This window comes from Paenibacillus sp. FSL R5-0378 (assembly GCF_038009285.1).
In the GTDB taxonomy this organism is placed as follows: Bacteria; Bacillota; Bacilli; order Paenibacillales; family Paenibacillaceae; genus Paenibacillus_AQ; species Paenibacillus_AQ favisporus.
Map to the genome: position 1 here is coordinate 2,240,762 of NZ_JBBPAY010000001.1, position 24,052 is coordinate 2,264,813.

The 24,052-nt window shown below is 56.5% G+C and carries 22 protein-coding genes; 20 read left to right on the forward strand and 2 right to left on the reverse strand.

Going from position 1 to position 24,052, the window contains the following annotated elements; all coding sequences use genetic code 11:
* Positions 1 to 55: 55 nt before the first annotated feature.
* Positions 56 to 1,291, reverse strand: a complete 1,236-nt coding sequence (locus MKY74_RS10530) for an MFS transporter (protein WP_076170529.1) — start codon at positions 1,289 to 1,291, stop codon at positions 56 to 58.
* Positions 1,292 to 1,775: 484 nt separating this feature from the next.
* On the opposite strand from MKY74_RS10530, the gene MKY74_RS10535 reads away from it, so the two are divergent.
* The 15 genes from MKY74_RS10535 (at position 1,776) to fba (ending at position 18,599) form a co-directional block, all read left to right on the forward strand.
* A complete protein-coding gene (locus tag MKY74_RS10535) occupies positions 1,776 to 2,954 on the forward strand; it encodes an ROK family transcriptional regulator (protein ID WP_076170528.1) in 1,179 nt (392 codons plus the stop codon).
* A 24-nt stretch (positions 2,955 to 2,978) separates the two neighbouring features.
* Positions 2,979 to 3,986, forward strand: coding sequence for an asparaginase (locus tag MKY74_RS10540; protein WP_076170527.1), 1,008 nt, complete (start codon positions 2,979 to 2,981; stop codon positions 3,984 to 3,986).
* A 247-nt stretch (positions 3,987 to 4,233) separates the two neighbouring features.
* Positions 4,234 to 5,883, forward strand: coding sequence for a peptide ABC transporter substrate-binding protein (locus tag MKY74_RS10545; RefSeq protein ID WP_076170526.1), 1,650 nt, complete (start codon positions 4,234 to 4,236; stop codon positions 5,881 to 5,883).
* Between the two features lie 124 nt (positions 5,884 to 6,007).
* Positions 6,008 to 6,943, forward strand: coding sequence for an ABC transporter permease (locus MKY74_RS10550; RefSeq protein ID WP_076170525.1), 936 nt, complete (start codon positions 6,008 to 6,010; stop codon positions 6,941 to 6,943).
* 13 nt (positions 6,944 to 6,956) lie between these two features.
* The gene (locus MKY74_RS10555) at positions 6,957 to 7,871 is read left to right on the forward strand and encodes an ABC transporter permease (RefSeq protein WP_234489443.1); all 915 of its coding nucleotides are present in this window, start codon (positions 6,957 to 6,959) and stop codon (positions 7,869 to 7,871) included.
* 12 nt (positions 7,872 to 7,883) lie between these two features.
* The gene (locus tag MKY74_RS10560; RefSeq protein WP_076170523.1) at positions 7,884 to 8,894 is read left to right on the forward strand and encodes an ABC transporter ATP-binding protein; all 1,011 of its coding nucleotides are present in this window, start codon (positions 7,884 to 7,886) and stop codon (positions 8,892 to 8,894) included.
* Entirely contained in the window at positions 8,891 to 9,910 is a 1,020-nt protein-coding gene (locus tag MKY74_RS10565; RefSeq protein ID WP_076170522.1) for an ABC transporter ATP-binding protein, read from the forward strand. Before MKY74_RS10560 ends, MKY74_RS10565 begins: the two co-directional genes overlap by 4 nt.
* On the forward strand, positions 9,907 to 11,340 hold the full coding sequence (gene pepV, locus MKY74_RS10570) for a dipeptidase PepV (RefSeq protein ID WP_076170521.1): 1,434 nt from the start codon (positions 9,907 to 9,909) through the stop codon (positions 11,338 to 11,340). Before MKY74_RS10565 ends, pepV begins: the two co-directional genes overlap by 4 nt.
* 42 nt (positions 11,341 to 11,382) lie before the next feature.
* Positions 11,383 to 12,840, forward strand: a complete 1,458-nt coding sequence (locus MKY74_RS10575) for a leucyl aminopeptidase family protein (RefSeq protein WP_076170520.1) — start codon at positions 11,383 to 11,385, stop codon at positions 12,838 to 12,840.
* Positions 12,837 to 13,541: a copper homeostasis protein CutC gene (locus tag MKY74_RS10580; RefSeq protein ID WP_076170519.1), complete on the forward strand. Its 705-nt coding sequence runs from the start codon at positions 12,837 to 12,839 to the stop codon at positions 13,539 to 13,541. The genes MKY74_RS10575 and MKY74_RS10580 overlap by 4 nt, the downstream gene beginning before the upstream one ends.
* 32 nt (positions 13,542 to 13,573) lie before the next feature.
* Positions 13,574 to 14,530, forward strand: coding sequence for an ROK family protein (locus tag MKY74_RS10585; RefSeq protein ID WP_432206606.1), 957 nt, complete (start codon positions 13,574 to 13,576; stop codon positions 14,528 to 14,530).
* A 280-nt stretch (positions 14,531 to 14,810) separates the two neighbouring features.
* Complete coding sequence (locus MKY74_RS10590) at positions 14,811 to 15,872, forward strand: SIS domain-containing protein (protein WP_076170517.1); 1,062 nt, start codon at positions 14,811 to 14,813, stop codon at positions 15,870 to 15,872.
* 20 nt (positions 15,873 to 15,892) lie between these two features.
* Positions 15,893 to 16,678, forward strand: a complete 786-nt coding sequence (locus MKY74_RS10595) for a DeoR/GlpR family DNA-binding transcription regulator (protein WP_076170516.1) — start codon at positions 15,893 to 15,895, stop codon at positions 16,676 to 16,678.
* A 30-nt stretch (positions 16,679 to 16,708) separates the two neighbouring features.
* Complete coding sequence (locus MKY74_RS10600; RefSeq protein ID WP_076170515.1) at positions 16,709 to 17,713, forward strand: ROK family protein; 1,005 nt, start codon at positions 16,709 to 16,711, stop codon at positions 17,711 to 17,713.
* Between the two features lie 22 nt (positions 17,714 to 17,735).
* Entirely contained in the window at positions 17,736 to 18,599 is an 864-nt protein-coding gene (gene fba / locus MKY74_RS10605; RefSeq protein WP_076170514.1) for a class II fructose-1,6-bisphosphate aldolase, read from the forward strand.
* An 87-nt stretch (positions 18,600 to 18,686) separates the two neighbouring features.
* Here the strand turns inward: fba and MKY74_RS10610 are convergent, their stop codons facing one another.
* A complete protein-coding gene (locus tag MKY74_RS10610) occupies positions 18,687 to 19,361 on the reverse strand; it encodes a TetR/AcrR family transcriptional regulator (protein ID WP_076170513.1) in 675 nt (224 codons plus the stop codon).
* A 284-nt stretch (positions 19,362 to 19,645) separates the two neighbouring features.
* On the opposite strand from MKY74_RS10610, the gene MKY74_RS10615 reads away from it, so the two are divergent.
* The 5 genes from MKY74_RS10615 to pdaA all read left to right on the forward strand — a co-directional run bounded on the left by MKY74_RS10615 (position 19,646) and on the right by pdaA (position 23,913).
* On the forward strand, positions 19,646 to 20,398 hold the full coding sequence (locus MKY74_RS10615; protein WP_076170512.1) for an SDR family NAD(P)-dependent oxidoreductase: 753 nt from the start codon (positions 19,646 to 19,648) through the stop codon (positions 20,396 to 20,398).
* Positions 20,399 to 20,556: 158 nt separating this feature from the next.
* Positions 20,557 to 21,723 carry a DUF4349 domain-containing protein gene (locus tag MKY74_RS10620; protein WP_076170511.1) on the forward strand — a complete coding sequence of 389 codons (1,167 nt, stop codon included), beginning with the start codon at positions 20,557 to 20,559 and terminating at the stop codon, positions 21,721 to 21,723.
* Between the two features lie 146 nt (positions 21,724 to 21,869).
* Positions 21,870 to 22,550, forward strand: a complete 681-nt coding sequence (locus tag MKY74_RS10625) for a Na-translocating system protein MpsC family protein (protein ID WP_076170510.1) — start codon at positions 21,870 to 21,872, stop codon at positions 22,548 to 22,550.
* 114 nt (positions 22,551 to 22,664) lie between these two features.
* Positions 22,665 to 23,051: a response regulator gene (locus MKY74_RS10630; RefSeq protein ID WP_076170509.1), complete on the forward strand. Its 387-nt coding sequence runs from the start codon at positions 22,665 to 22,667 to the stop codon at positions 23,049 to 23,051.
* 85 nt (positions 23,052 to 23,136) lie between these two features.
* Positions 23,137 to 23,913 carry a delta-lactam-biosynthetic de-N-acetylase gene (gene pdaA / locus MKY74_RS10635; protein WP_076170508.1) on the forward strand — a complete coding sequence of 259 codons (777 nt, stop codon included), beginning with the start codon at positions 23,137 to 23,139 and terminating at the stop codon, positions 23,911 to 23,913.
* Positions 23,914 to 24,052: the final 139 nt, after the last annotated feature.

Below are 24,052 nucleotides of genomic sequence, written 5' to 3' on the forward strand. Positions count from 1 at the left end.
GGAGGTGTTTTTTGGCTTGTCACTGTAATCTCCGGTATATGCTCAAAGTCCGGTCTTACTTGCTAACCGTCCCCGCCACCGGAACCGTCTGCCGTCTGCGCTCCTGCATATAGACGGCCAGCACGATCAGGAAGGCGAGCCCGACGAGCAGGGCGCCGATCCAAGGCAGGGAGGTGAGCCCCATCTCGTCGATGACCCATCCGCCGAAGAAGGCGCCGAACGCGTTGCCGAGGTTGCCGGCCGAGTGGTTGGAGGTCGAGGCGAGCGCGGGCGCCTCCTGCGCCAGGTTCATGATTTTCACCTGAATGCCCGGCATGACCGCAAACGAAGCGGCTCCCCACAGGAAGATCGTGACGACTGCGCCAACGGGGCTTTTGACGGTAAAAGTGAAAATCGTCAGCAGCACACAGATGGAGAGGAAGATGCCCAGGATCGCGGGCATCAGCTTCCAGTCGGCGAGCTTGCCGCCAAGCATGTTGCCGACCGTGACCCCGATGCCGAACAGGACGAGAATCCAGGTGACGCTGCTTTCATGGAATCCGGTCACCTGCTCCAGCAGCGGGGCGATATACGTAAAGACGGCGAACAAGCTTGAGTTGCCGACGGCGCAGGCCAGAAGGATGATCAGCAGCTTGGGCTGGGCTACCGCCCTGAACTGCTTGCCCAGGCTGGCCGACTCATCGCGGCGGATCCTCGGGATGAACAGGACGATGCCGATCAGGGCCACGATCCCCATCACCATGATCGCGCCGAAAGAGGCGCGCCAGCCCAGGTGCTGGCCGACAAAGGTGCCCACCGGCACGCCGATAATGTTAGCGATTGTCAGGCCCGCCATTATGATGGATACTGCGCCGGCCCGCTTATGCGGCTTGACGAGGCCGGAAGCGATGACGGCGCCGACGCCGAAGAAGGTGCCGTGGCACAGCGCCGTTATGAGGCGGGCTGCCATCAGCACGGTATAGTTCGGTGCGATGACAGCAATGCCGTTGCCGAGAATGAACAACGCCATCAACAGGCAGAGCAGCAGCTTCTGCGGAAGCCGGTGAGTTAAGATGGTCAGGATCGGGGCGCCGACCGCCACGCCCAGCGCGTAGCTGGTGATCAGCTGCCCGGCTGTGGAGATGCTTACGTTCAGATCATCGGCTACATTTGGCAGAATGCCCATGATCACGAATTCGGTCATGCCGATCGCAAAGGCGCCCACCGTCAGCGACAGAAGGGAGACAGGGAAGGGTTCCTTGCCCTTTGCCGCCGTACGGGGATGCAAATCTGGAGTAGAAGTAGAATTCATGCTGCAGCTTCAACCTTTCTGAAACCAGACGGTCGCCGTCCGGAAAATGTTCTTCCTCCATAGTAACAGGAAAACAGGGGATTTTCAGAAAAAGTTTCATGGTTACTGGTTAGACAGGGGGCTTGTAAAGGGCCGAAACGTACTAATCTTTGAAAGAAAAAGTTGACACGAAGTGTTATAGTAAGCGGTTTAATTGGTGTTTTCATTGAAAACCCAATTCTGAAAATTTGCATTTCATTCGATGGGATTTCCTCAAAAACGGAAATTCAGACGAATTTCGACAAAAACATGACATATATATTGACACGAAATCTCAATTCTATTAAAGTTCAATTAATAACATCACTGGAGAAATTATAAGACCAAAGTCGGATGATAATTCGGGTAATTATCCCTAAATGCCGAGTTTGAATCCACTGTGTTCCATTTTCCTACCAAGATTTTCTCCATAGGTGAAATTAATTAAAATGGAGGACCGTCTCCGATGCAGAAGCACGATCAGGATTATATCCGGAGGAAAAACAGAAGTACGGTGTTTGAACTGATCCGTAAACACTCGCCCCTGTCCCGTGCCGAGATCGCCAGACTGACAGGAATGAGTCCCACGACAGTCAGCCGGATCGTTTCCGAGCTGTACCAGCAGGACTTTATGCATGAGATCGAGCAGACAACGACCGGCGTCGGACGGAAAGCTGTGATGCTGCACGTGAATCCCGGCTCGGTGCTCTCCGTGGGCGTTGAAATCGACCGCAGCGGCATCCGGATCGGCATTGTGGACCTGGATGGCAAGGTGGTCCACAGTACGCAGGTGACGCGCGATTCCCGCGAAACGCCGGAAGCAACGCTGGAGCGTATCGCCTCGGCCATAGAGGAGCTGATCCAGGCGGAGGACATCGACCGCCGCAAGGTGGTCGGCATCGGCGTCGGACTGCCGGGCATTGTCGATTACGCCGGGGGCAGCGTGGTACTGTCCGCGCAGCTCGGTTGGAAGCAGACCGACATCGCCGGGGAGCTCCGGCGGCTGACCGGATTTGAGGTCGCCGTGGATAACGAGCTGAAAGTCCGTGCGCTGGCCGAGCACCAATATGGCTCGGCGAGAGGATCGAGCCGCTCGGTGCTGATCGGCTTCGGCAGCGGGGTCGGCTCCTCCCTGATCATCGATGGGGAAATCTATCGCGGGGAGACGAACAGTGCCGGGGAAATCGGGCATACGGTAGTAGACCCGGGAGGCCTTCTGTGCGAGTGCGGCAAGGTCGGCTGCCTGCAGACCTATATCGCCGAAGCGTCGCTTGTTGAGCAGGCCAACAAAATCAAACCGATCGGATCGCTGGAGGAATTGTTTCAGGCCAGGAAGGACGGAGAGTATTGGGCGGCGAGCATTGTGGACCGGGCTATGACTTTCGTAGCGGTCACGGTCAGCAACATCGCCTGCGTATACAACCCGGATACGGTGATTCTGACCGGCAAGCTGGTGGAAAGCTTCCCTGAAGTCCGGGACTTCATTTCGGACAAATGCATGGATCAATTTGTGTGGGAGCCGCTGCGCGGAACGTTCCAGATCGTCTACTCGGCTCTGGAGAGCGACGGCGTGGTGATCGGATCGGGCATACTGGCCCAAAACCTGTTCCTGGACATCGACAGACAGATGGAGCAGGCAGACTAAATTTAACGAAGCGGGTGTTGACGTATGAAATTGGAACCGTTGGTGGAGGAATACCGCGGCGGCGTGCTGGAGAACGTGCATCTCGGCGTGCTGTGCGGCGTATCGGATCAAGGAGAAGTCATCTATGAGGTGGGCAATGCGGAGCATATGACCTTCCTGCGTTCGGCGGCCAAGCCGTTCCAGGCGATCCCGGTCATGAAGCAGAACATCGCCGAAAAGTACGGGCTGACGGATGCGGAAGCCGCCATGTTCGCCGCCTCCCACCGGGGCGAAACGTATCATATCGAAGCATTGGAATCCATTATGGCCAAAACCGGCCTCAAAGAAGAGCAGCTGCTGTGCTGCCCGACCTATCCGCTGAACGATGAGCCGAAGTTCGCCCTCATGCGGGATAATAAACCGCCGCGCAAGCTGTATCATAACTGCTCCGGCAAGCATCTCGGCATTCTGGCCGCGGCGAGGGAGATGGGCTTGCCGACCGAGACTTACTGGCAGCCATCGCATCCGCTGCAGCAGGACATCCTTCACATACTCGCGGACATGGCCGAATATCCGGTCGATCAGATTAAAGTAGGCGTTGACGGATGCGGATTTCCGATCTTTGCACTGCCGCTGAAATCGATCGCCAAGGCATACCTGAAGCTGGCCTGCCCAGAGCTGATCCGTGATGCCGGGACGCGGGAAGCCGTGCAGCGTATGGTCCGCTATATGCACGCGGCGCCGGACAGTATCGCGAGCCATCAGTTTATCTGCTCAGAGCTGCTGCGGGACGACAACATCGTCGCCAAGGGTGGAGCCAAAGGTGTCTACTGCTTCTCTTTAATTCGGGAACGCGTCGCTTTTGCGCTGAAAGTGATCGACGGCTCGGAGACACCGTGGCCGATCGCCGTTGCTTCGATCCTCGAGCAAATCGGATACAGCAACCAGGCGACGATTGACCGTCTGTATACGGTCGTTCCAAAGGAAATCAAGAACGACAACCACATTGTAGTCGGCGAGCGCAGAGCCGCTTTTACCCTGGCAGGTAAGTAAACGCAAGCTTCTAAATAAAGTAATACTCTCCTTTTTCGTAAAATTGTTCGATCTACGAAACTAGCATTTCGGCAGTAACGAATAGAGGAAGCAGGAGAGACCAAGCACCTGATTGCCATTGACACGCAGTACCGGAAGTTCTTCAGCATGAATGAGCACAAGAGATTCGGATTCACCCGCGGCTTCCTTCGGAAACGGCGGTGCAATCATACATTCACAAAGGGGACATAAAGGAGTGGGACATGCAATGAAAAGGAAAAAGGTAAGCTTGCTGGCGACGCTGCTTGTCGTATCGGCCATTTTCACAGGATGCTCGTTCACCGGCGGCGACAGTAAAGGCGCGAGCTCGGGCACGACGGGGGACACGGGCAATGCCGCACAGACGGCGTCCAAAGAGCTGAGACTGTCCGTAGAAAGCGAAATTAAAGACCTGAATCAATGGGCGGCATCCGACGACGTATCGTTTACGGTGCTGAACAATATCGGAGAAGGGCTGTACCGCCTCGATCCGAAGAACGAGCCCCAGCCAGCCATGGCAGAGAGCTCGGAGCTGTCCGAAGACAAGCTGACGTATACGTTCAAGCTGCGCGCTGACGCCAAATGGAGCGACGGATCGCCGGTAACGGCAGCCGATTTCAAGTTTGCCTGGCTGCGTGAAATGGATCCGAAAACCGGAACCAACGGCTATTCCTTTATTATGACGGACTACATCGTGGGTGCAGCCGAGTACGCAGAAGGCGGTTCAGCCGACAAAGTCGGCATCGAAGCCAAGGATGACAAGACGCTGGTCGTTCATTTGAAGCAGCCGACGCCTTACTTCCTGAGACTGACTTCGCTGGCTCCGTACTTCCCGATGAAAGAGGAATTCGTGAAGTCCCAGGGCGAAAGCTATGCGCTGAGCCCGCAAAACATGCTGTTCAACGGTCCTTACACGCTGACTTCGGTCGATGCCGCCAGCGGTGCGGTGCTCGAGAAGAATGCCGGCTACTGGGACGCTGCGAACGTCAAGGTGGACAAAGTGGACGTGAAAGTCATCAAGGAAAAGAGCACGGCGCTGAACGCTTACAAAGCCGGACAGCTTGACCGCGTGCTGCTGCAGTCTTCCGATGTCAATGCATCCAAGTCCGACCCTGGATTCGGAACAGGCATCAACTTCAGAACGACGTACCTGCAGTTCAACCTGAAGGCGGACGGCGTGAGCAACATCAACATCCGCAAAGCGCTGGAATACGGCTTCGACTCCAAGCTGCTGGCAGACCAGGTGCTGAACAACGGTTCCAAGGCCGCTACAGGACTGATTCCGGACCAAATGAGCGCAACGGGAGGCAAAAGCTTCCGCGAAATGCAGGGCGACCTGATCACGCCGGATGCGGCCAAAGCCAAATCCTATTGGGAGCAAGGGGTTAAAGAGCTGGGTAAAGCGCCTAAAATTACGATGCTCGTAGCGGACACCTCCGAAACGAAGGACGTCGCTACCTTTATGCAGAGCGAGTTCAAGAAAAACCTCGGCATTGACGTGGCCATCGACACCAAAACGGCGAAAGCCCGCGGACAGCTGATGGACAACAGCCAGTATCAAATGGCGATTACCGCATGGGGCGCCGATTATGATGATGCCATGACGTATCTGGATCTGTGGGCAAACCACACGCCGTACCGCGGTAACTATGAAAATCCGAAGTACGACAAGCTGATCACTGACGCCAAGAAAGAAACGGACGAAGCAAGACGGATCGACATGCTGCTGGCTGCCGAAAAAATTCTGACGGCAGAAGACGTCGTGGTCGTTCCGATCTACTTCGGCGGATACTCCTACCTGCTGAGCGATAAAGTCGAAGGACTGGACTACCATCCATACGGCAACCCGGTTGACTTTAAATATGCAAGCATCAAGTAATGCCGCTTCACATGGGCATGTATCGGGAGAGGAGAGAAGCGCGGCTTCTCTCTTTCCCTTTCCTGGATCAAGCTCCGGGATGTAATGAAAATTTTGAAGGCCCCGCGTATTGGGAGGTGCAACATTGAAACGGTATATCGGCATCCGGATCGTATACTTACTGCTGACGTTGTTTATTATTACGACCGCCACCTTTTTCCTGATGAAAGCACTGCCTGGCACTCCGTTCGATGAAGAGAAGCTTCAGCAGCTGCCGCAGGAACAAAGACAGATGATTTATGCCAGCTATGGCTTGGACAAGCCCGTTGGCGTGCAGTACGTGAACTATTTAAAAAATATTGTCAAAGGCGATTTGGGAACGTCGTTTTTCTACACCGGTCAACCTGTAAAGGACATCATCATGAGCCGGATCGGACCTTCGGCCTTGATCGGTCTGCAAGCGGTTCTGCTGGGACTGGCCATCGGCATGATCCTCGGGATCATCGCCGCGTACCGCCATAATTCCGGATGGGACTACGCCACCATGATTATCGCCGTTCTCGGCGTGTCGGTGCCGAATTTCGTGCTTGCGGCGCTGCTGCAGTATTTTGTCGGGCTCAAATGGGGGCTTCTGCCGGTCGCATTCTGGGAGAGCTATCCCAGCTCCATCCTGCCGTCCATTGCGCTCTGCGTCGGCGTCATCGCCTTGATCGCCCGGTTTGTACGGACAGAGATGCTGGAGGTGCTTGAGCAGGATTATGTCACGACGGCTAAGGCAAAAGGGCTCGGGTTCGCGCGCATCATGTTCCAGCATGTGATCCGCAACTCGCTCATTTCGGTCATTACGATTCTTGGTCCGATCGTAGTCAATTTGCTGACAGGTTCGCTCGTCATTGAGAATATTTTTGGGATTCCGGGGATCGGGAGCCTGTTCGTCGACTCGATCAAAATGAACGATTATTCCACGATTATGGGGATCACGATTTTTTACAGCGCCTTCTATGTATTCGTCATGCTGATCGTGGATCTGCTGTACGGCCTGGTGGATCCGCGGATCCGTCTGGCATCGGGAAAGGAGTGAGGACATGACGCAAATGGATAATGTTGATGCGCTGTTTAAGCCGGCCGCCGCAAAGCCGGACGAACGGGAGAAGATCGCGGGCAAATCTTTGACGGCCTTCCAGGACAGCTGGAGACGGCTGAGACAAAACAAAGCGGCGATCGTCAGCTTGGTCATCCTGGTCATCATGCTGCTGCTGGCGATCGTTGGTCCGTGGATCGGACATCACGACTATTACTCTACCGATTATAATGCCGTCTATCAAAAACCGAACGCCGATCATTGGTTCGGCACCGATAAATTCGGCCGGGACCAATGGGCCCGCGTATGGCAGGGAACGCGCGTATCGCTCCTGATCGCCGTGCTCGCCGCCGCGCTCGACCTCGTCATCGGGGTTGCCTACGGCGCCATTTCCGCCCTGTTCGGCGGAAGAGTCGATAACGTGATGCAGCGGATCGTCGAAATTTTGACCGGGATTCCGAGCCTGATCATTATCATCCTGTTGATGATGGTAATGAAGCCGGGGATTGTGACCATCATGGTCGCGATGTCCATTACGGGCTGGGTCAACATGGCCCGGCTGGTCCGGGCACACATTATGAAGCTGAAGTCGCAGGAATTCGTCCTGGCGGCCCGTACGCTGGGCACGTCCACCGGGCGCATCATTACAAAGCATTTGATTCCGAATACGATCGGCATCATCGTCATCAACACGATGTTCACGATTCCGTCGGCAATCTTTACCGAAGCGTTCCTGAGCTTTATCGGCCTTGGACTTCAATCACCGATGTCTTCGCTCGGAGTGCTGATCAACGACGGCTTCGCATCCTTGAATACGCAGGCATACCTGCTGCTGTACCCTTCGATTGTCATCGTCCTCATTATGGTAACGTTCAATATTCTGGGTGACGGGCTGCGGGATGCGCTGGATCCGAGAATGCGGAAATAGGGGGAAGAGAGAATGGACAACTTGCTCGAAGTGCAGGATTTGCAGGTCAGCTTTTTCACATATGCGGGCGAAGTGCAGGCCGTGCGCGGCGTTGGCTTTTCCCTGGGCCGGGGCGAGACGCTGGCGATCGTGGGAGAATCCGGCTCCGGCAAATCGGTGACTTCCAAAAGCATCATGAGGCTGCTGGCGAAGTCCGCAAAAATTAAACACGGCTCGATCCGTTTTGAAGGCAAGGACATTGCGTCGCTGCCGGAAAAGCAGATGCAGGATATTCGGGGCCGGGACATCTCGATGATATTTCAGGACCCGATGACGTCATTGAACCCGACGATGACGATCGGCAAGCAGATCACCGAGGTGCTGAAGAAGCACCGCAAGCTCGGCGGCGCGGAAGCCAATCGGCGGGCGGTGGAGCTTCTTGACCAGGTCGGCATCCCGAATCCGGACAAGCGGCTGAAGCAGTACCCGCACCAGCTGTCCGGGGGCATGCGCCAGCGCGTGGTCATTGCGATTGCACTGGCGTGCAACCCGAAGGTGCTGATCGCCGACGAGCCGACGACCGCGCTCGACGTGACGATCCAGGCGCAAATTTTGGAGCTGATGAAGAAGCTGCAGGAGGAGCTGGACACGTCCATCGTGCTGATCACGCACGATCTGGGCGTAGTCGCGAATATGGCGTCGCGCGTAGCGGTCATGTATGCCGGTAAAATCGTGGAAACCGGTACGGTAGACGAGATCTTTTACGAAGGCAAGCATCCGTATACTTGGGGGCTGCTCGCTTCCATGCCGAAGCTGCATGAGAAATCGGAGGAGCTGACCGCCATTCCCGGCACGCCGCCGGACCTCAGCGACCCGCCCAAGGGATGCCCGTTTGCGGCACGCTGTCCGTACGCCATGGAAATTTGCCACGAATATATGCCAGAATATACAGAACACTCGGAGACGCACCGCGCGGCCTGCTGGCTGCAGGACAGCCGGGCGCCGAAAGTGCAGAGTCCGCTTGCGGGAGGTGATCGGCCATGAAGCATGAGAAGGGGACAAAACCGCTGGTCGAGGTCAAGCATTTGAAGAAGCATTTTGACGTGGGCCGCGGACAGATTCTGAAAGCGGTGGACGACGTATCGTTCGACATTTATCCGGGGGAGACTTTCGGTCTTGTCGGCGAGTCGGGCTGCGGCAAATCAACCCTGGGCCGCACGCTGATCCGTCTCTATGAAGCGACGGAGGGGACGGTCAGCTTTGACGGCGAGGCGGTGCACGGCCGTAAATCGAATGCCGAGCGGAAGAAGCTGAGCCGGAGCATCCAGATGATCTTCCAGGATCCGTATGCGTCGCTGAACCAGCGGATGACGGTGACCGACATCATCGCCGAAGGCATTGACGCCCACGGCATCGCCAAGAACCGCAAGGAGCGCCAGCAGATGGTCTACGACCTGCTGGAGACGGTCGGACTTAACCGCAGCCACGCTGAGCGGTTCCCGCACGAATTCTCCGGCGGCCAGCGCCAGCGGATCGGCATCGCCCGGGCGCTTGCGGTTCATCCGCGGTTCGTGATCGCCGATGAGCCGATTTCGGCGCTGGACGTATCGATCCAGGCACAGGTCGTGAACCTGATGAAGAAGCTGCAGCAGGAGCTGGGATTAACGTATTTGTTCATCGCCCATGACCTGTCGATGGTGAAGCATATCAGCGACCGCATCGGGGTGATGTACCTCGGGGGCATGGTGGAGCTTACGAGCAGCGACGAGCTGTTTGAGAATCCGCTGCATCCATACACGAAAACGCTGCTTTCGGCGATTCCGATTCCCGATCCGAAGCTGGAGCGCGGCCGGGAACGAATGGTGCTGCAGGGAGACCTGCCAAGCCCGATCAACCCGCCGAGCGGATGCCGATTCCGGACGCGCTGCCCGTTTGCCACGGAGCTGTGCGCTGCGGAAACGCCGGTATGGCAGGAAGCGGAAAAAGGGCACTGGGTAGCCTGCCATCTGTATGATCCAAGTAAAAATATGACTGTAAATAAGGAGGGAGCCCGCGCATGAGCTGGTACGAAATGGCCGAAGAGCGGGAAGAGGCCTTGATTGAAGATCTGTCCGGACTTCTGAGAATTGACAGTGTCTATGATCCGGACACCAGCGGCCCCGGGCAGCCGATGGGCCAAGGTGTTGCGGAGGCGCTGCAATATATGCTGGACCTGTGTGCCGCCGAAGGCTTCCGGGTCCGGAACCTGGACGGATATGTTGGATACGCCGAATTCGGCCCGGAATCGGCCGAGAACTATGTGGCCGTTCTGAGCCATCTGGACGTCGTTCCGGCATCCGGGAAGTGGACGACCCCTCCGTTCGAGTCGTCCGTCCGGGGCGGCAAAATTTTTGCGCGCGGCGCTGAGGACGATAAAGGCCCGGCAATGGCTGCGTTTTACGGACTCAAAATTGTCAAAGACATGGGGCTTCCGCTGAAGCACCGGATCCGCCTTATTTTTGGAACGGACGAGGAGCGGACAGGGAAGTGCATGCAGAAATATAACGAGCTGGAGCCGGCACCGGTTTGCGGATTTACGCCGGATGCCGATTTTCCGATCGTTCGGGCCGAGAAGGGGCAGATCAATACCCGGCTGCTCTTTAAGCCGATCGAGGAGAGCGATTCGTCCGGCTCCGAGTACCGGCTGCAGTTGTTCACGGCCGGCGAGGTGGCCAACAGCGTGCCTGAAGGGGCGCGCGCCGAGGTAGCGGGAGATGCAGGCAGCCTGGGTGCGATGCAGAAGGCTTATGAGGACTACTGCGCGTCGGAAGGGCTGAAGGGAAGCTTTGAGATCGATGCGGACGGGCAGACGGCGAGCCTGTCGCTAACTGGTAAGACGGCCCATGGCATGGAGCCGCAGCTCGGCATTAATGCGGGCCTCAAGCTGATCCATTTTCTGAAGGAGTTCTCGTTCCCTTCGGGTGCGGAGCATTATCTCCATACGGTCGATGCGCTGATGTACGGTGATATTCATGGGCGTGCCTTCGGTATTGCAATGGAAGACCAGATCACCGGACCGCTGACGGTCAACACAGGACTGCTGCAGTATGATCCGAAAGGGGAATCGTATTTTCACATCAACCTGAGATATCCGGTTTGCGGCAATCAAACGGATATTCTGGAGAACATCGGGGTCCGGGCCTCGGCCTGCGGCCTTGAGATCGAACCGCCGAGCTTGAAACATCCGCACTGTGTGCCGGACGATCATCCGATGATCGAAGCGCTGCAGCGGGTCTACGAGGCGGAGACGGGGCAGCCGGCCGAGCTGCTGTCCACCGGCGGCGGAACTTATGCGGCGTATATCGCTAACGGCGTCGCTTTCGGCCCGGTATTTCCGGGCATGGCCAATTCGGCACATCAAAGGAATGAACATATCGACATCGACGCACTGATTCGCTCGACGGCAATCTATGCCCGGGCGATGCATGAGCTGGCCAATCTGAACCTATAATCTGCGGCTTAACCAAAATTCTTGTAAAGGAATGTACAGCTGATGGAATTGATATCAGGAACAGGGCAACCGGCGGATGTAACGATCTATCCGGTGTTTGAGGACAGCGAAGGCGAACCCGCCGGGCTCACCCTTCGCGAAGGGATGGGCGGCCGCGGCGCCGTCCATTGGTTTTACGGACGGCACGGGGAGCAGGATATTCTCGTCGTCGGTCTGGGCAGCCGGGACAAATTCGGCATGGAGGCGCTGCGGGAAGCCGCCGGCGGGGCGGGCCGCGAAATCCGCAAGGCGTCCTTGAGAACCGCGTCGATCGACGGTACGGCCCTCCGTGACATTTTCGGGGAAGGCGAATGGCCCGAGCAGGCGGCCGTCGCCTGGGTCGAAGGATGGCTTCTGGGCACATATGTGTTCGATAAATATACATCGCGCCACAAGAAGGGGCAGGTGGATTGGATTCGGATCGAGTCCGATGCCGAGCGCAGCTATGCGGAGGCGGCCTGGCTCGGACGTGCGCGGGCCGAAGCGGTCGCCTTGGCCCGGGACTTGTGCAACGAGGCCCCGAATGATCTTCATCCGGCCAGCTTCGTGCAGCGGATCAAGACAGTCTTTGCCGGCCGGAACGTGAAGCTTCACGTGTACCAGGGCGAGGAGCTGAAGCAGCGGCAGATGAACGGCCTGCTGGCTGTCGGCAGCGGAAGCAAGCATCCGCCGGCCATGGTGGAGATCGAATATTTCAGCGATTCTAACGCCCCGCATCTGGCGCTGATCGGCAAGGGGATCACGTTTGACATGGGCGGCATGAACCTGAAGGTCGCCCGGGATCTGAGCGACGCCCGCTTCGACATGGGTGGGGCCGCGGCTGTCATCGGGGCGATGGACCTGCTCACCCGGCTGGAAATGAAGGCGAGAATCACGGCGCTCATTCCGATCGCGGAAAATGTGCCGGATGGGGACGCCATCCTGCCGTCGCATGTGATCCGCTATCCGAACGGATTGTCCGTGCAGGTGGTCAACACGGATGCCGAAGGACGGCTGATCCTGGCTGATGCCATCCTGCACGCCGCCCGGAACGGGGCCGAGCGGATCATCGACATTGCGACATTGACCGGTGCGGTGGGACACGCACTGGGGCTGCGGGTGGCCGGCATCTGGGGCGACGCCGGGTTCGCCGAGCAGCTGATGCGGATCGGCAGCAAGAACGGCGACCCGATCTGGCGCCTGCCGCTCGTCGATGAGGACGAGGAGCTCCTGGGCAGCCCGTACGCCGACCTAGCCAACCTGGCCTCCAGCCCTTATGGGGGAGCCAATATGGCGGCCTTGTTCCTGCGGCGGTTTGTGCCCTCTAAGGCTCGGTGGTGCCATATCGACATGGCCAATACGTCCCAGGTCCCGGCGGACCGGGGGTATAAAGCTGCCGGGGCTACCGGTTACGGAGTCCGGCTGCTGGCCGATTTTGTGACGGAACAGGCCAATTCTGGAAATGGAGGCACTGCGGAGTGAAGCTGGAAGTGATCGCAACCAATTTGTACGACGCGCTCGTCGCCGAGAACGCGGGAGCGGACCGCCTGGAGCTGGTGACGGGCATTATGGAAGGCGGATTGACGCCGGGTCCGGGCATGATCCGCAAGGTTGTCGGCTTGATGAGCATTCCGGTCCATGTCATGGTCCGGCCGCACAGCCAGTCGTTCGTCTACGACCAATACGACTTGCTGACGATGCGTGAGGATATCGCTTTTATCAAAGAGTGCGGAGCTGCGGGGATCGTGCTTGGAACGCTAACACCGGACCGCACGGTGGATACCGAAGCGCTGGAAATGCTGCTGAAGGAGGCCGACGGTCTGAACGTGACGTTCCACCGGGCCTTCGACGAAATCGACGATCAGCTCGGCGCGCTCCGGACGTTATCGGCATATCCGCAGATTAACCGGATTCTGACTTCCGGAGGGCCGCGGCCCGCGCCGGAGTCGACGGACCGCATCCAAGCACTGGTCGAGGCATCAGCCGGAACCGGCATCCGTATCTTGGCTGGATACGGTTTGACCGTACCTGGGCTATCGGGGTTCGTCCAGAAGACGGGCGTGCCTGAGGTCCATTTCGGCTCGGCGCTGAGAGCGGAAGGGAATTACCTGCTGCCGCTCGATTCCGAGCGGGTGAAGGCGGCGGCGCAGACGGTGAAATCCATTGCAAAGTCAGCAGGGTAACAACAAAATAATCGATTACTGTGGTGAAATCATTGGACAAACAACCTAAGATGATCGTCGGGGTTGATCTCGGCGGAACGAAAATCGCAACAGGGCTTTTGGACGCCGGCGGACGGATGCTGGCCCGGAGCCAGAAGGCGACCGCAGGGCTGAAAAGCTCGGAAGAGGTCATTCAGGCGATCGTAGATACGATAACGGAAGTGAGTGGAGAACACGAAATCGCCGGTGTCGGCTTGGCTTCCCCGGGGGCGGTCGACACCCGCCGGGGAATTATCCGCAACGGGGTGAACCTGCCCGGATGGAACGGCATTTCGCTGCAGTGGGAGCTGGAGAAGCGGCTGCAGGTGCCGGCCAAGCTGATCAATGACGCGAACGCGGCGGCATGGGGAGAATACGTGTACGGTGCAGGACGCGGGGCACAGAGCATGGTTTACGTCACCCTGAGCACCGGTATCGGCTCGGGCCTGGTTCTTGACGGGAAGCTGTACCTGGGGACAAGCTCCTTCGCGGGCGAGCTCGGCCATACGGTGGTCGACCCGAACGGGGCGCTGTGCGGCTGCGGCCAGCGGGGCTGCTGGGAGACCTACGCTTCGGGGACGGCCATCGCCCGCCAGGCGTCCGAGGCGGCTGCAGCGGCGGCGGAAGGCATGACGCAGATGACCGTGCTGGCCGAAGCGGAAGGCGTGCCGCTGAGCGCCAAGCATGTGTTTCAAGCCGCGGCGATGAACGACAAGCTGGCCCAAGAGACGCTGGAGCAGGTTATACATTACACGGGCCTTGGACTCATGAACATCATTCACAGCTTCAATCCAGATTGCATCGTCATTGGCGGCGGCGTCAGCCGCGCCGGGGCTGCCTTCTTCGAGCCGCTCCGCGGGAAGACCGGGGAGCTGGTCATGGAGCCTTATCGGGGCACTTACGCCATCAAACCCGCTGAACTCAAAGACGATGTGGGCATTATCGGGGCTGCAGCCCTGTTTGTGGAATAGACGGCTGAAAAATTAGCCGCCATCTTATGCATTATGCGTGCATTTTAAAGAGGCAGCATTGATATGAGTTAAAAGGAAAGGGCAAATCCATACATGTTATGGATTTGCCCTTTTTTTGTTGGAGCTGCTGAGTTTTGAAGAGGGTGCGTCGATCCTAATCGGGAGCTTATTTTGCAATTTTATATCAATTTAATGATTGAATATTTCAATGTATTGCAATATAATGCCAATAGAAACAACCGCAATACTACCAATATGATGAGATCGGGGTGGATATTCATTGGCACAGACTCAAGGCGTACTGACGTATCCAGAGATCGGCGGACAATCCGATGCGCTGGCGGCTGCCTGGAAGCAGCTAGAGGCGCAGCAGGATTGGATCTCCCAGTTTATCGGCAATTCTTCGTTTGATGAAGTGATTTTTATCGGGTCGGGGACTTCCTATTATTTGGCGCAGACCGCCGCATCCACGTTCCGCAAATGGACGGGGCGCAGCGGTGCGGCCTATCCGTCATCCGAAATCTTTTTGTTCCGGGAGCAGGCGGTTCCGCCCGGAAAACGTGTGCTGCTCGTCGGGATTTCCCGTTCGGGAGAATCGACGGAGGTTATTCTCGCACTGGAATCGGTGAAGGATTTGCCGGATTGGACGATCTGCAGCATCACCTGCGATGAGGAAAGCACAATGGCGAAGCTCGCGCCATACTTACTGTCACCGCTCGGCAAGGAGAAAAGCACCGTCATGACGAAGTCTTTTAGCAGCATGACTTTTATGCTCCAAGCGGCGATGGCTAGCGCTGCCGGTAAGACGGAGCAGCTGAAGGAGCTTCAGGAAGCCGTGGAGCTCAGCGCAGGTGTGGTAGCCAAGGCGGACGAAGCCGCCAAAGAACTGATTTCCGGCCATCCGGAGCTGAACAAATTCATATATTTGGGCATGGGATCCTATTACGGGCTGGCGCAGGAAGCCTGCCTGAAGATTAAGGAAATGTCCTGCGTCTGGACGGAAAGCTTCGGCACGATGGAATTCCGGCACGGACCGAAATCGGTCGTCGAGCCGGGAACGATGGTCTGCCTGCTGCTGTCGGAAACCGCAAGGGACTATGAGATCAAGGTAGCCCAGGAGATGAAAGAATACGGCGCGCATGTTGTTATCATTACCGCGGACAAGGGCGGAGACACCGGCTTTGCCGATCTCGTGTTCGAGACAGGAGGCCGGGCGCTGTCCGATGAGGCGAGAGCGGTGCTGTACATGCCGCTGGTTCAATATATCGGGTATTACACCGCACTGCGGGAGGGGAGAAATCCGGACAGCCCGCGGAATTTGACCCAGGTGGTCAAAATTTAAACCATAAGGAGAGAATCGCTTTGAGTGAACGAAATGGATCGAAAGAAGAACGCCGGGAACAGATATTGGACTACATCCTGCAGCACGGCTCTATTTCCCTTCAGGAGGTGACGGCCCGCTTCAAATGCTCTGAGGCTACGGCACGCCGGGATCTGGAGGCGCTTGAGAAATCGGGACGGGTCATCCGCACGATGGGTGGAGGCGCCAAATCCGCGGGCATCACCGCCGGAAGGGAAATTCCATTTCACGAGAAGCAGAACAAGCTGTACCAGGAAAAGGAAAAAATCGCCGCCATGGCGGCTTCCCTCGTGCAAGAGGGGGACGTGGTCGGCCTGACGGGCGGGACCACGACGTATCTCATTGCGAGGGCACTCAAGAACCGCCGCAATATTACGGTGGTGACCAATGCCGTCAATATTGCGATGGAGCTGTCGGAGAACGAAGACCTTCAGGTCGTGCTGACCGGCGGCATGCTGCGCAGCAAAAACTTCGAGCTGTGCGGACCGCTTGCCGAGCGGACGCTGGAGGCGATCAACATTCACACGATGTTTATGGGGATCGACGGTTTTTCGGCGGAACAGGGGGCCAGCACTTATTCCGAGCTTGAAGCGAATACGGCGATGATCATGATGAAGCGCACCAACCGCACCATCGCCGTATTTGACCATACGAAGAACGGCCGCAATTCCCTGTTCCAGGTGGCGCCCGTGGCGGCCCTGCACGGAATCATTACGGATGCGGATCCCGGGGAGGAGCTCCGCAGCCGGTTGAAAGAATCCGGGGTGCAGGTGCATGTCGCGCAATAACATTCTGTGAAATAAGGGCAGGTGCTCAGCATGGAAGTGTTTGCGGGAGTCGATGTCGGCGGAACGAATATCGTATGCGGTCTGGTATCTTCCGCCGGACAAGTGGTTCATAAGCTGAAGCGGCCGACGGAAGCCGGGCGCGGTCCGGATGCGGTACTGGAGCGAATCGCCGCAATGATCGAGGAAGCGGTCGCCTCGTACCGCGGGGAAGACGGACAGCCTGTAACGCTCGCGGCAGCGGGAATCGGACTGCCGGGGCTGGTCGATCCCGAGGAAGGCATCGCCAAGTTTGCCGGCAACCTCGGCTGGCGTGACCTTCCGGCCGCCAGCCGTCTGAAGGCCAGGCTGCAGCTGCCGGTATTTATCGATAACGATGTCAGAACGTATGTGTTTGGCGAAGCGCTGTATGGAGCCGGTGCAGGCACCGGCCACGTCATCGGCGTGACGATCGGCACAGGAATCGCCTCGGCCATGGTGAATGAGGGGAGCCTGTTCTACGGCTTCCGCCATATGTCCGGGGAGCTGGGGCATATCGTCATGGAGGGGCTCAGCGATCCGTGTCCATGCGGCTTGACGGGCTGCCTGGAGACTTACGCCTCCGCCTCCGGTATGGTGCGGCAGGCCCGGAAAGCGATAGAGTCCGGTGAGCCGACGGTGCTCCGCAGCTGGTTTCCGGGCGAACGCCTCGCGGAGCTGACGGCGGCGGATTTGTCGCGGGCGTACGATCAGGGTGATGCGCTGGCCGTTTCCATTCTGGAGCGGGCGGGTTCGCTGCTCGGCCGGGCGCTGTCCTACGCCGTTTCGCTGAACAGCCCGGAGATGATCATTATCGGTGGCGGCGGGGCGCTGGCGGGAAACCGTATTATGAAGCCGCTGGAGCAGGAGCTGATGAGCCGGATCCTGCCTGATTACCGTGATCGGCTCAAGATCGTTCCCGCCATGCATAACGACGATGCGGGCGTGACCGGGAGCGCCATGTACGCAAAGCATAAATATACCGCATTGAGCGGATCAATACAGGACAGCAAGGCATAACAAACGGGAAGGGGAAAACACCATGTCACTCGTTTCGTCTACGTCTTTACTGCAAGAAGCAAGGGCCAAACATTACGCCATTGGGGCCTTTAACGTGCATACACTGGAAATGCTGCAGGCTGTGGTCGAGGCGGCCGAAGAAGCACAGTCGCCGCTCATTATCCAGTCTACGGTGGGGACCGTCAAGCATCTGGGGGCCGATTATATCGCTGCTGCCGCCCGGGTGGCTGCGGACCGCGCCAGCGTGCCCATCGCACTTCATTTGGATCATTGCAACGAATTTTCCGTCATTATCAGCTGTATCCGGGCGGGTTATACGTCCGTCATGATCGATGCGTCTCATTCCCCATTTGAGGAAAATGTGGCCATGACCCAGAAGGTAGTCGAAGCCGCCAACGCCGTTGGCATCAACGTGGAGGCGGAGCTCGGCAAGGTCGGCGGCGTCGAGGACGACATCGTCGTCGACGAACGCGATGCCTTGCTCGCCGATCCGAAAGAATGCGCCGAATTCGTGGAGCGCACCGGCGTGCATACGCTTGCCCCTGCGATCGGCACCGCCCACGGCATCTACAAAGGGACGCCGAATATTGATTTCGACCGGATCGGACGCATCGCCGAAGCCGTTGATGTTCCGCTCGTCCTGCATGGAGGCTCCGGCATTCCGGAGGAGCAGGTGAAGCGGGCGGTCAGTCTCGGCATGGCCAAGATGAATGTGGCTACCGAACTGCGCATCCTGTTCTCCGACGCCATCAAGCATGTCTTTGCCGAGAACCCGGATGAGAACGACCCGCGGAAATACATGGTTCCTGCCAAGAAGGCGCTGAAAGCAGCCGTCATTGAGAAAATGCAGCTGTGCGGCTGCGCCGGCCGGGCGGGGGACTTTTAAACGCCAAAGCCATTCACAAAATAAATGAAACAAGCCTGCTTAGGGCCCGGGGAGCCGGGAAAGCAGGCTTTTTAAATTCATGGGATGTTATAAATCTGAAGCGGCGGATTCCGGGTTCCGCAAATAGTCGAGAAACATCCGTTTCAGCAGGTCCAGCTGGACGTCCGCGCTGACGATGGACTCGAACATGACGATGCTGCGCTGCAGTGACAGCTTTTTCGAAAATATGCCGAATGCATTGACCACGGTCGACAGGGTTTCCTCTATGGGGAGATCGGAGCGGACTGAACCGTCCCGGGTGCAGCTGTCAATGATTTCGGCGAACGCATCGGATACCTTGCGGTGGACGTCGTTGTACTGCTGGATATCCTCCAGCGGCTCGGCCTGCTGGGCGGCATAGCTCTCAAACGCCTCAAGGTACCGGCTCCTGCTGCTCAATTCCGGCAGTTGGAGATTCAGGAAATGATCCAGCAGCGCTTCAAGCTTCTCGATGCCTGTCACCGGTGTGGCGGCAATTGCCCGGAACGCCTCTTCCTCCAGGCTGATCAAATGCGTGGCGACCGCCACGATCAGCTTGTCTTTCTTGGGAAAATACCGGAATACCGTAGCAATGCCCACATTATCTTCCGCGGCGATATCCCGCATCGTCGCCTTGTCGATCCCTTTGCGGATAAAAACCCGCTCCGCTGCCTCGATAATGCTGCTCTCGCGCGCTTTTTTACCTTCCAACCGTTCCTGTTCCCATCTAGTCTTCGGATCCATAATTGTGAGTCAACTCGCCTTCCGGATGTAAAGATAAAATCGTAAAAAATGCTATCAAAACCACCCGGAGAAGTCAACGCTGTCCAGGTGGAGGGTCCGGGAATCCATGGGATGACCTTTGGAAAGATTGAAGGGAAAAACAAACGATGATATAATTGGTTTTGTCATGATAGTGACGCTATCACGACCTCTGGTTTTGCAAGGTCATGCACGCCCAATATGGGCTGTATGTTACCTCGTTCGTAATCATCTTGGAGCAAATAGGGGAAGGGAGTCTTAACAATATGGGCAGAGTACAGGGGAAAGTAGCGATCGTCACCGGCGCAGCCGGAGGCATGGGCAAGGCGGACGCCGTTCTGTTGGCGCAGGAAGGCGCCAAGGTGGTCGTCACCGACATTCAGGAGGACAAAATCCAGGCTGTTGTGGATGAGATCAAACAGCAGGGCGGAGAGGCTATTGGCTTCCGTCATAACGTTACCTCCGAGGAGGAGTGGCAGCATATCGTGGACGAAACGGTCAAAGCGTTCGGCACGATCGACGTTCTCGTCAATAATGCCGGCATCTCGCTGGCCAAATCGCTCGTAGACACGTCCATGCAGGATTGGGACAAAGTCATGTCCATCAACCTGACAGGCAGCTTTCTCGGTTTGAAATACGTGGTACCGGTGATGCAGCGCGGGGGCGGAGGCTCCATCATCAACATTTCTTCGATTGCCGGGCTCACGGGAAGCAACGGAGCAGGACCTTACACCGCAAGCAAGGGCGCTGTCCGGATGCTGACGAAGGCGGTGGCTGTGGATTACGGCAAGGACAATATCCGCTGTAATTCGATCCATCCGGGTTACATTGAAACACCGATGACCGAAGGATTGTTTGCCAACGACCAGATGACGGGCTGGTTCCGCTCCAAAACGCCGCTGCCTCGCTTGGGCAAACCGGAGAACATTGCGGCCGGCGTGCTGTTCCTGGCATCCGACGAATCCTCTTTTATTACCGGAGCCGAGCTGGCCATCGACGGCGGCGTATCCGCGACCTGATTTTTATTCGGCGAATCCATACGCTTGGATGAAGCATAAATAGCCTTCCGGGGTATACCTGAGGGCTTTTTTTCTTTTTTTGCCCGCAACCTTCAGAGTCCTCTTGACGTTAGATAGGAAAATATAAAATATTTTCCATTTCTGAGGAGGAATGAAGTATGCGCACTTGGGGGTCATGGCTTGCCGCATTCATGTTAGTCATTCTGTTGGTAACCGGCTGCTCGTCCGGGAGTTCAAAGGACAGCGCCAGCAGCGCCGGCGGGACCGTCGAAAGCTCCGCCGCTTCAGACCATGCGGCGAACACCGCAGCGGTTCAGGAACAAAAATCCTCGGCAGCATCGACGGCTGTGCAGACATCGGAGGATTCGGCCGACCCGAAGCAGGCCGATACGATAAAGGCTTTGGAGGCGGACACTGCGCCGGAAGCCGGGTTCACCGCCCATGACCTGGCCGGCGGGTTAAACAAGAAGCTCATCTATAAGGCAAATCTGGTAATGGAGATTCAGGACTATGCCAAGGCACAGACCGAAGTCAGAAATATGGTAACGCTGTCGGGCGGCTATATCGTCAATTTTTCCGAAACGGATTCAGCCAGCGAGCGGGGTGGTACCTTTATCCTCAAGGTTCCTGCATCGGGCTTCTCGTCCTTTTTGAATCGGCTTGAGCAGATCAAGCATGATTCCCTTCAGCGCAGCATTGAAGGCCAGGACGTGTCCGAAGAATACGTGGATTTGCAGGCGAGATTGAAGGCTAAGCAGGTGATGGAGGAGCAGTATATCGCTTTTATGAAAAAGGCGACAAAGACTAGCGACCTCGTGGCGTTTGCCAAAGAGCTGGAGAGGGTTCAGGAAGAAATCGAGCAGATCAAGGGCCGCATGCGCTATATTGATCAGAATGTGGCTTATTCCACGGTGGAGCTGCGCATTTACCAGCCGGAGAAGACGCTGCCCAAAGCCGAGCCCGATCGCCAGCAGACCCCCCTTGGCAAGCGTGCGGGCGATGCGCTGCAGGGAAGCATGGACGTGCTGACGCAGATTGTCCAGTGGATCATCGTCATCCTGTCGGGAGCCGTTCCTGTTCTGATTCTTGCTGCGATCGTGCTTCTGATCGTCTGGATAGTCCGCAAAGGCCGGAAGCAGCAGCGGGCTGAAGCCGCCGCGCGGAGGAAGACATGGAAAGAGGAGCGCCATAGACCTGCAGGTCCTACAGACGGTCCTATAGAACAGCAGCAGGAAGAATCGGATCCTACACGGGCGGAACGAAGCGAGCAAGCTCCCAAGCAACCCGATCCCGACGCTGACCCCGATGCTGACCCCCATAAATAAGGCCATCCCATGGATGGAAGAAAAGAGCCGGACGCACCTGATTGCGCCCGGTATCTTTTTGGGTATATACCTCTTAATAATGACGCAAGATGAAATCAATTGATTTAACGTATGCGTTGCACTATGATGAGAAGGAGAGAGCTGTCATGTTGTATACAGCCAATCACACCAACCAAATCGCGGCATTTACCGGCAAGCTGCTGAGGGACAGGTTTGGCAAAGGTCCGGAGTCGGTGCATGTATCCGTCGGAAACTACGGGATCGCACTCCATATCCGCAATTTTATTGGACCTGTCGAGCGGTTTCTTTTGAACAAGGAAGAAGAAAAAGCATTTCGATATACCCGCGAGCTGCTGATGGAGTCTCTGCTTCCTGAATTGAAGGCGTATCTGGAGAAGGAAATGGACATCCGCCTGGAAGAGGTTTACTACGACTGGGGATTACATAACGCTTCGGGGATCATTGTCGGGCTTAAGGCAGACCAGATCATCGAAGCCGAGGATTATGCGGGCCGTGATGCGCTACATAATGAAGTTAACCGGGTCACCGGTATCGTCCAGAAGGTTCCCCGGAAGGTGTACTCCTGGTGGATGAACTCCAAAACTTTAATTATCGTCCGGGAAGGACTTCTGATTCTGATCGAGAAGGAATTAATCAATACCGGTTTTGATGAAGTTTTGCGGACAACGAAGAGAAAGCTTGAGAAGCGGTATTTTGAGGAAGAAACCCAGCTGGGGGGGATTTTGGGCCGGACCCTGGCCGATTTTTACGTGGACTGGGATTTTGATAGAGATAAAAGCGTGATTGCCTGCACATTCCAGGATTAGGCGGTCACCAGGCGGTAATGGGTCAGACATGATTGGAACATGAGCTGAACATAAGCCAAAGAAGGAGCTGGAGCGCTCTTTCTTTGGCTTTTTTTCATGGTAGGAGGTTTAAAGATGAAGAGCAATTATGACATTTTATGTGTGGAGGACGACGGAATTAATATGTCTCTCATGCGGCATATTTTCAAAAAAATTCCTAACGCCACCATGTGGGAGGCCTGTACAGGGGAGGAAGCGGTAGAGATCGCCACGGCCAGATGCCCCGATCTGATCATCATGGACATCCAGCTGCCCGGAATGAGTGGATATGATGCTCTAGCCTGCCTCCAGGCCAATGAAAAGACAAGGGCAATCCCGGTGGTGGCCGTCAGCTCTTATGCGATGGCGTCGGATATCGCCAAGGGGAGACAGGCAGGTTTTATCGAATACATTACGAAGCCATTCTACATTAAGCACTTTATTCAGGTGATCGATTCTATTCTCCGGCGGCTGCCATTTTGAAAATATCACATAACTTTGCATCGGATGTGGCATATTACGTTATAGCTTTTAGTGCCTATAATCCAACGCAGGGGGAAATTTCAAGATGAAGCGTTTTGCGTTTGCTGCGGTTGCCGCACTGTTACTGTGCTGCGGATTTTTCCAGGAGACAGCGGCTGCGGACAGCCCTTATCATTTTGGCTTTAAGAAAAGCAGGAACGGTCAGCTTCCTTCCATCAATGAAGAAGGCTTTAAAGACATTCTGCAGAAGAATGGTGCGATCTTCCTGGGGGATACAACCCAGAAAGAGCTGTATTTGACGTTTGACAACGGGTATGAAAACGGGTTCACGCCTAGAATCCTGGATGTTTTGAAAGAAAAGAAAGTGCCGGCTATTTTTTTTCTGACGGGACATTATGTAAAGGACAAGCCGGAGCTCGTAACCCGGATGGTCACCGAGGGCCATCTGGTGGGCAATCATTCCTGGACGCATCCGGATATGACCCAGATTTCCAACGCGCAGCTCAAGGAAGAGCTGGATAAGGTCAAGCAGAGCGTAACCGGGACGACCCGCCAGAAGGAGATGGCATACGTGCGTCCTCCCCGGGGGATTTTCAGCGACCGCACGCTTGCGGCATCACGCGCTGAAGGTTATACGACGGTATTCTGGTCCGTAGCGTACAAGGACTGGGACGTGAACGATCAGAAGGGGGCTGACTATGCCTACCGTCAAGTGATGGCGCAGCTGCATCCGGGGGCGGTCATTCTGCTGCACTCCATTTCGAAGGATAACACGGAGGCGCTGGCCCGGATCATCGACGATGCCCGTAAGCAGGGCTATGAGTTCAAAAGCTTGGACCAACTGAAGCGGCCAACTTACTAATCCGAATAGGAAGACGCCAGGCCAATGTGGCTTGGCGTTTTTTTTATGCTTTTACGGCAGCGTTAATGGAAAATATTTGTATCCTATTGTTGATAATGCCCGAATATATGAAACCTTCCTCCCTGATTTCGCGTCTATT

What these genes read in the sequence shown, in the direction of transcription:
- MKY74_RS10575 (WP_076170520.1), top strand. Translation starts at nt 11,383, where the DNA reads ATGGAATTGATATCAGGAACAGGGCAACCGGCGGATGTAACGATCTAT.
- MKY74_RS10610 (WP_076170513.1), bottom strand. Translation starts at nt 19,361, where the DNA reads ATGGATCCGAAGACTAGATGGGAACAGGAACGGTTGGAAGGTAAAAAA.
- MKY74_RS10600 (WP_076170515.1), top strand. Translation starts at nt 16,709, where the DNA reads ATGGAAGTGTTTGCGGGAGTCGATGTCGGCGGAACGAATATCGTATGC.
- fba (WP_076170514.1), top strand. Translation starts at nt 17,736, where the DNA reads ATGTCACTCGTTTCGTCTACGTCTTTACTGCAAGAAGCAAGGGCCAAA.
- MKY74_RS10560 (WP_076170523.1), top strand. Translation starts at nt 7,884, where the DNA reads ATGGACAACTTGCTCGAAGTGCAGGATTTGCAGGTCAGCTTTTTCACA.
- pepV (WP_076170521.1), top strand. Translation starts at nt 9,907, where the DNA reads ATGAGCTGGTACGAAATGGCCGAAGAGCGGGAAGAGGCCTTGATTGAA.
- MKY74_RS10620 (WP_076170511.1), top strand. Translation starts at nt 20,557, where the DNA reads ATGCGCACTTGGGGGTCATGGCTTGCCGCATTCATGTTAGTCATTCTG.
- MKY74_RS10530 (WP_076170529.1), bottom strand. Translation starts at nt 1,291, where the DNA reads ATGAATTCTACTTCTACTCCAGATTTGCATCCCCGTACGGCGGCAAAG.
- MKY74_RS10555 (WP_234489443.1), top strand. Translation starts at nt 6,957, where the DNA reads ATGGATAATGTTGATGCGCTGTTTAAGCCGGCCGCCGCAAAGCCGGAC.
- MKY74_RS10625 (WP_076170510.1), top strand. Translation starts at nt 21,870, where the DNA reads ATGTTGTATACAGCCAATCACACCAACCAAATCGCGGCATTTACCGGC.
- pdaA (WP_076170508.1), top strand. Translation starts at nt 23,137, where the DNA reads ATGAAGCGTTTTGCGTTTGCTGCGGTTGCCGCACTGTTACTGTGCTGC.
- MKY74_RS10540 (WP_076170527.1), top strand. Translation starts at nt 2,979, where the DNA reads ATGAAATTGGAACCGTTGGTGGAGGAATACCGCGGCGGCGTGCTGGAG.
- MKY74_RS10630 (WP_076170509.1), top strand. Translation starts at nt 22,665, where the DNA reads ATGAAGAGCAATTATGACATTTTATGTGTGGAGGACGACGGAATTAAT.
- MKY74_RS10545 (WP_076170526.1), top strand. Translation starts at nt 4,234, where the DNA reads ATGAAAAGGAAAAAGGTAAGCTTGCTGGCGACGCTGCTTGTCGTATCG.
- MKY74_RS10535 (WP_076170528.1), top strand. Translation starts at nt 1,776, where the DNA reads ATGCAGAAGCACGATCAGGATTATATCCGGAGGAAAAACAGAAGTACG.
- MKY74_RS10565 (WP_076170522.1), top strand. Translation starts at nt 8,891, where the DNA reads ATGAAGCATGAGAAGGGGACAAAACCGCTGGTCGAGGTCAAGCATTTG.
- MKY74_RS10615 (WP_076170512.1), top strand. Translation starts at nt 19,646, where the DNA reads ATGGGCAGAGTACAGGGGAAAGTAGCGATCGTCACCGGCGCAGCCGGA.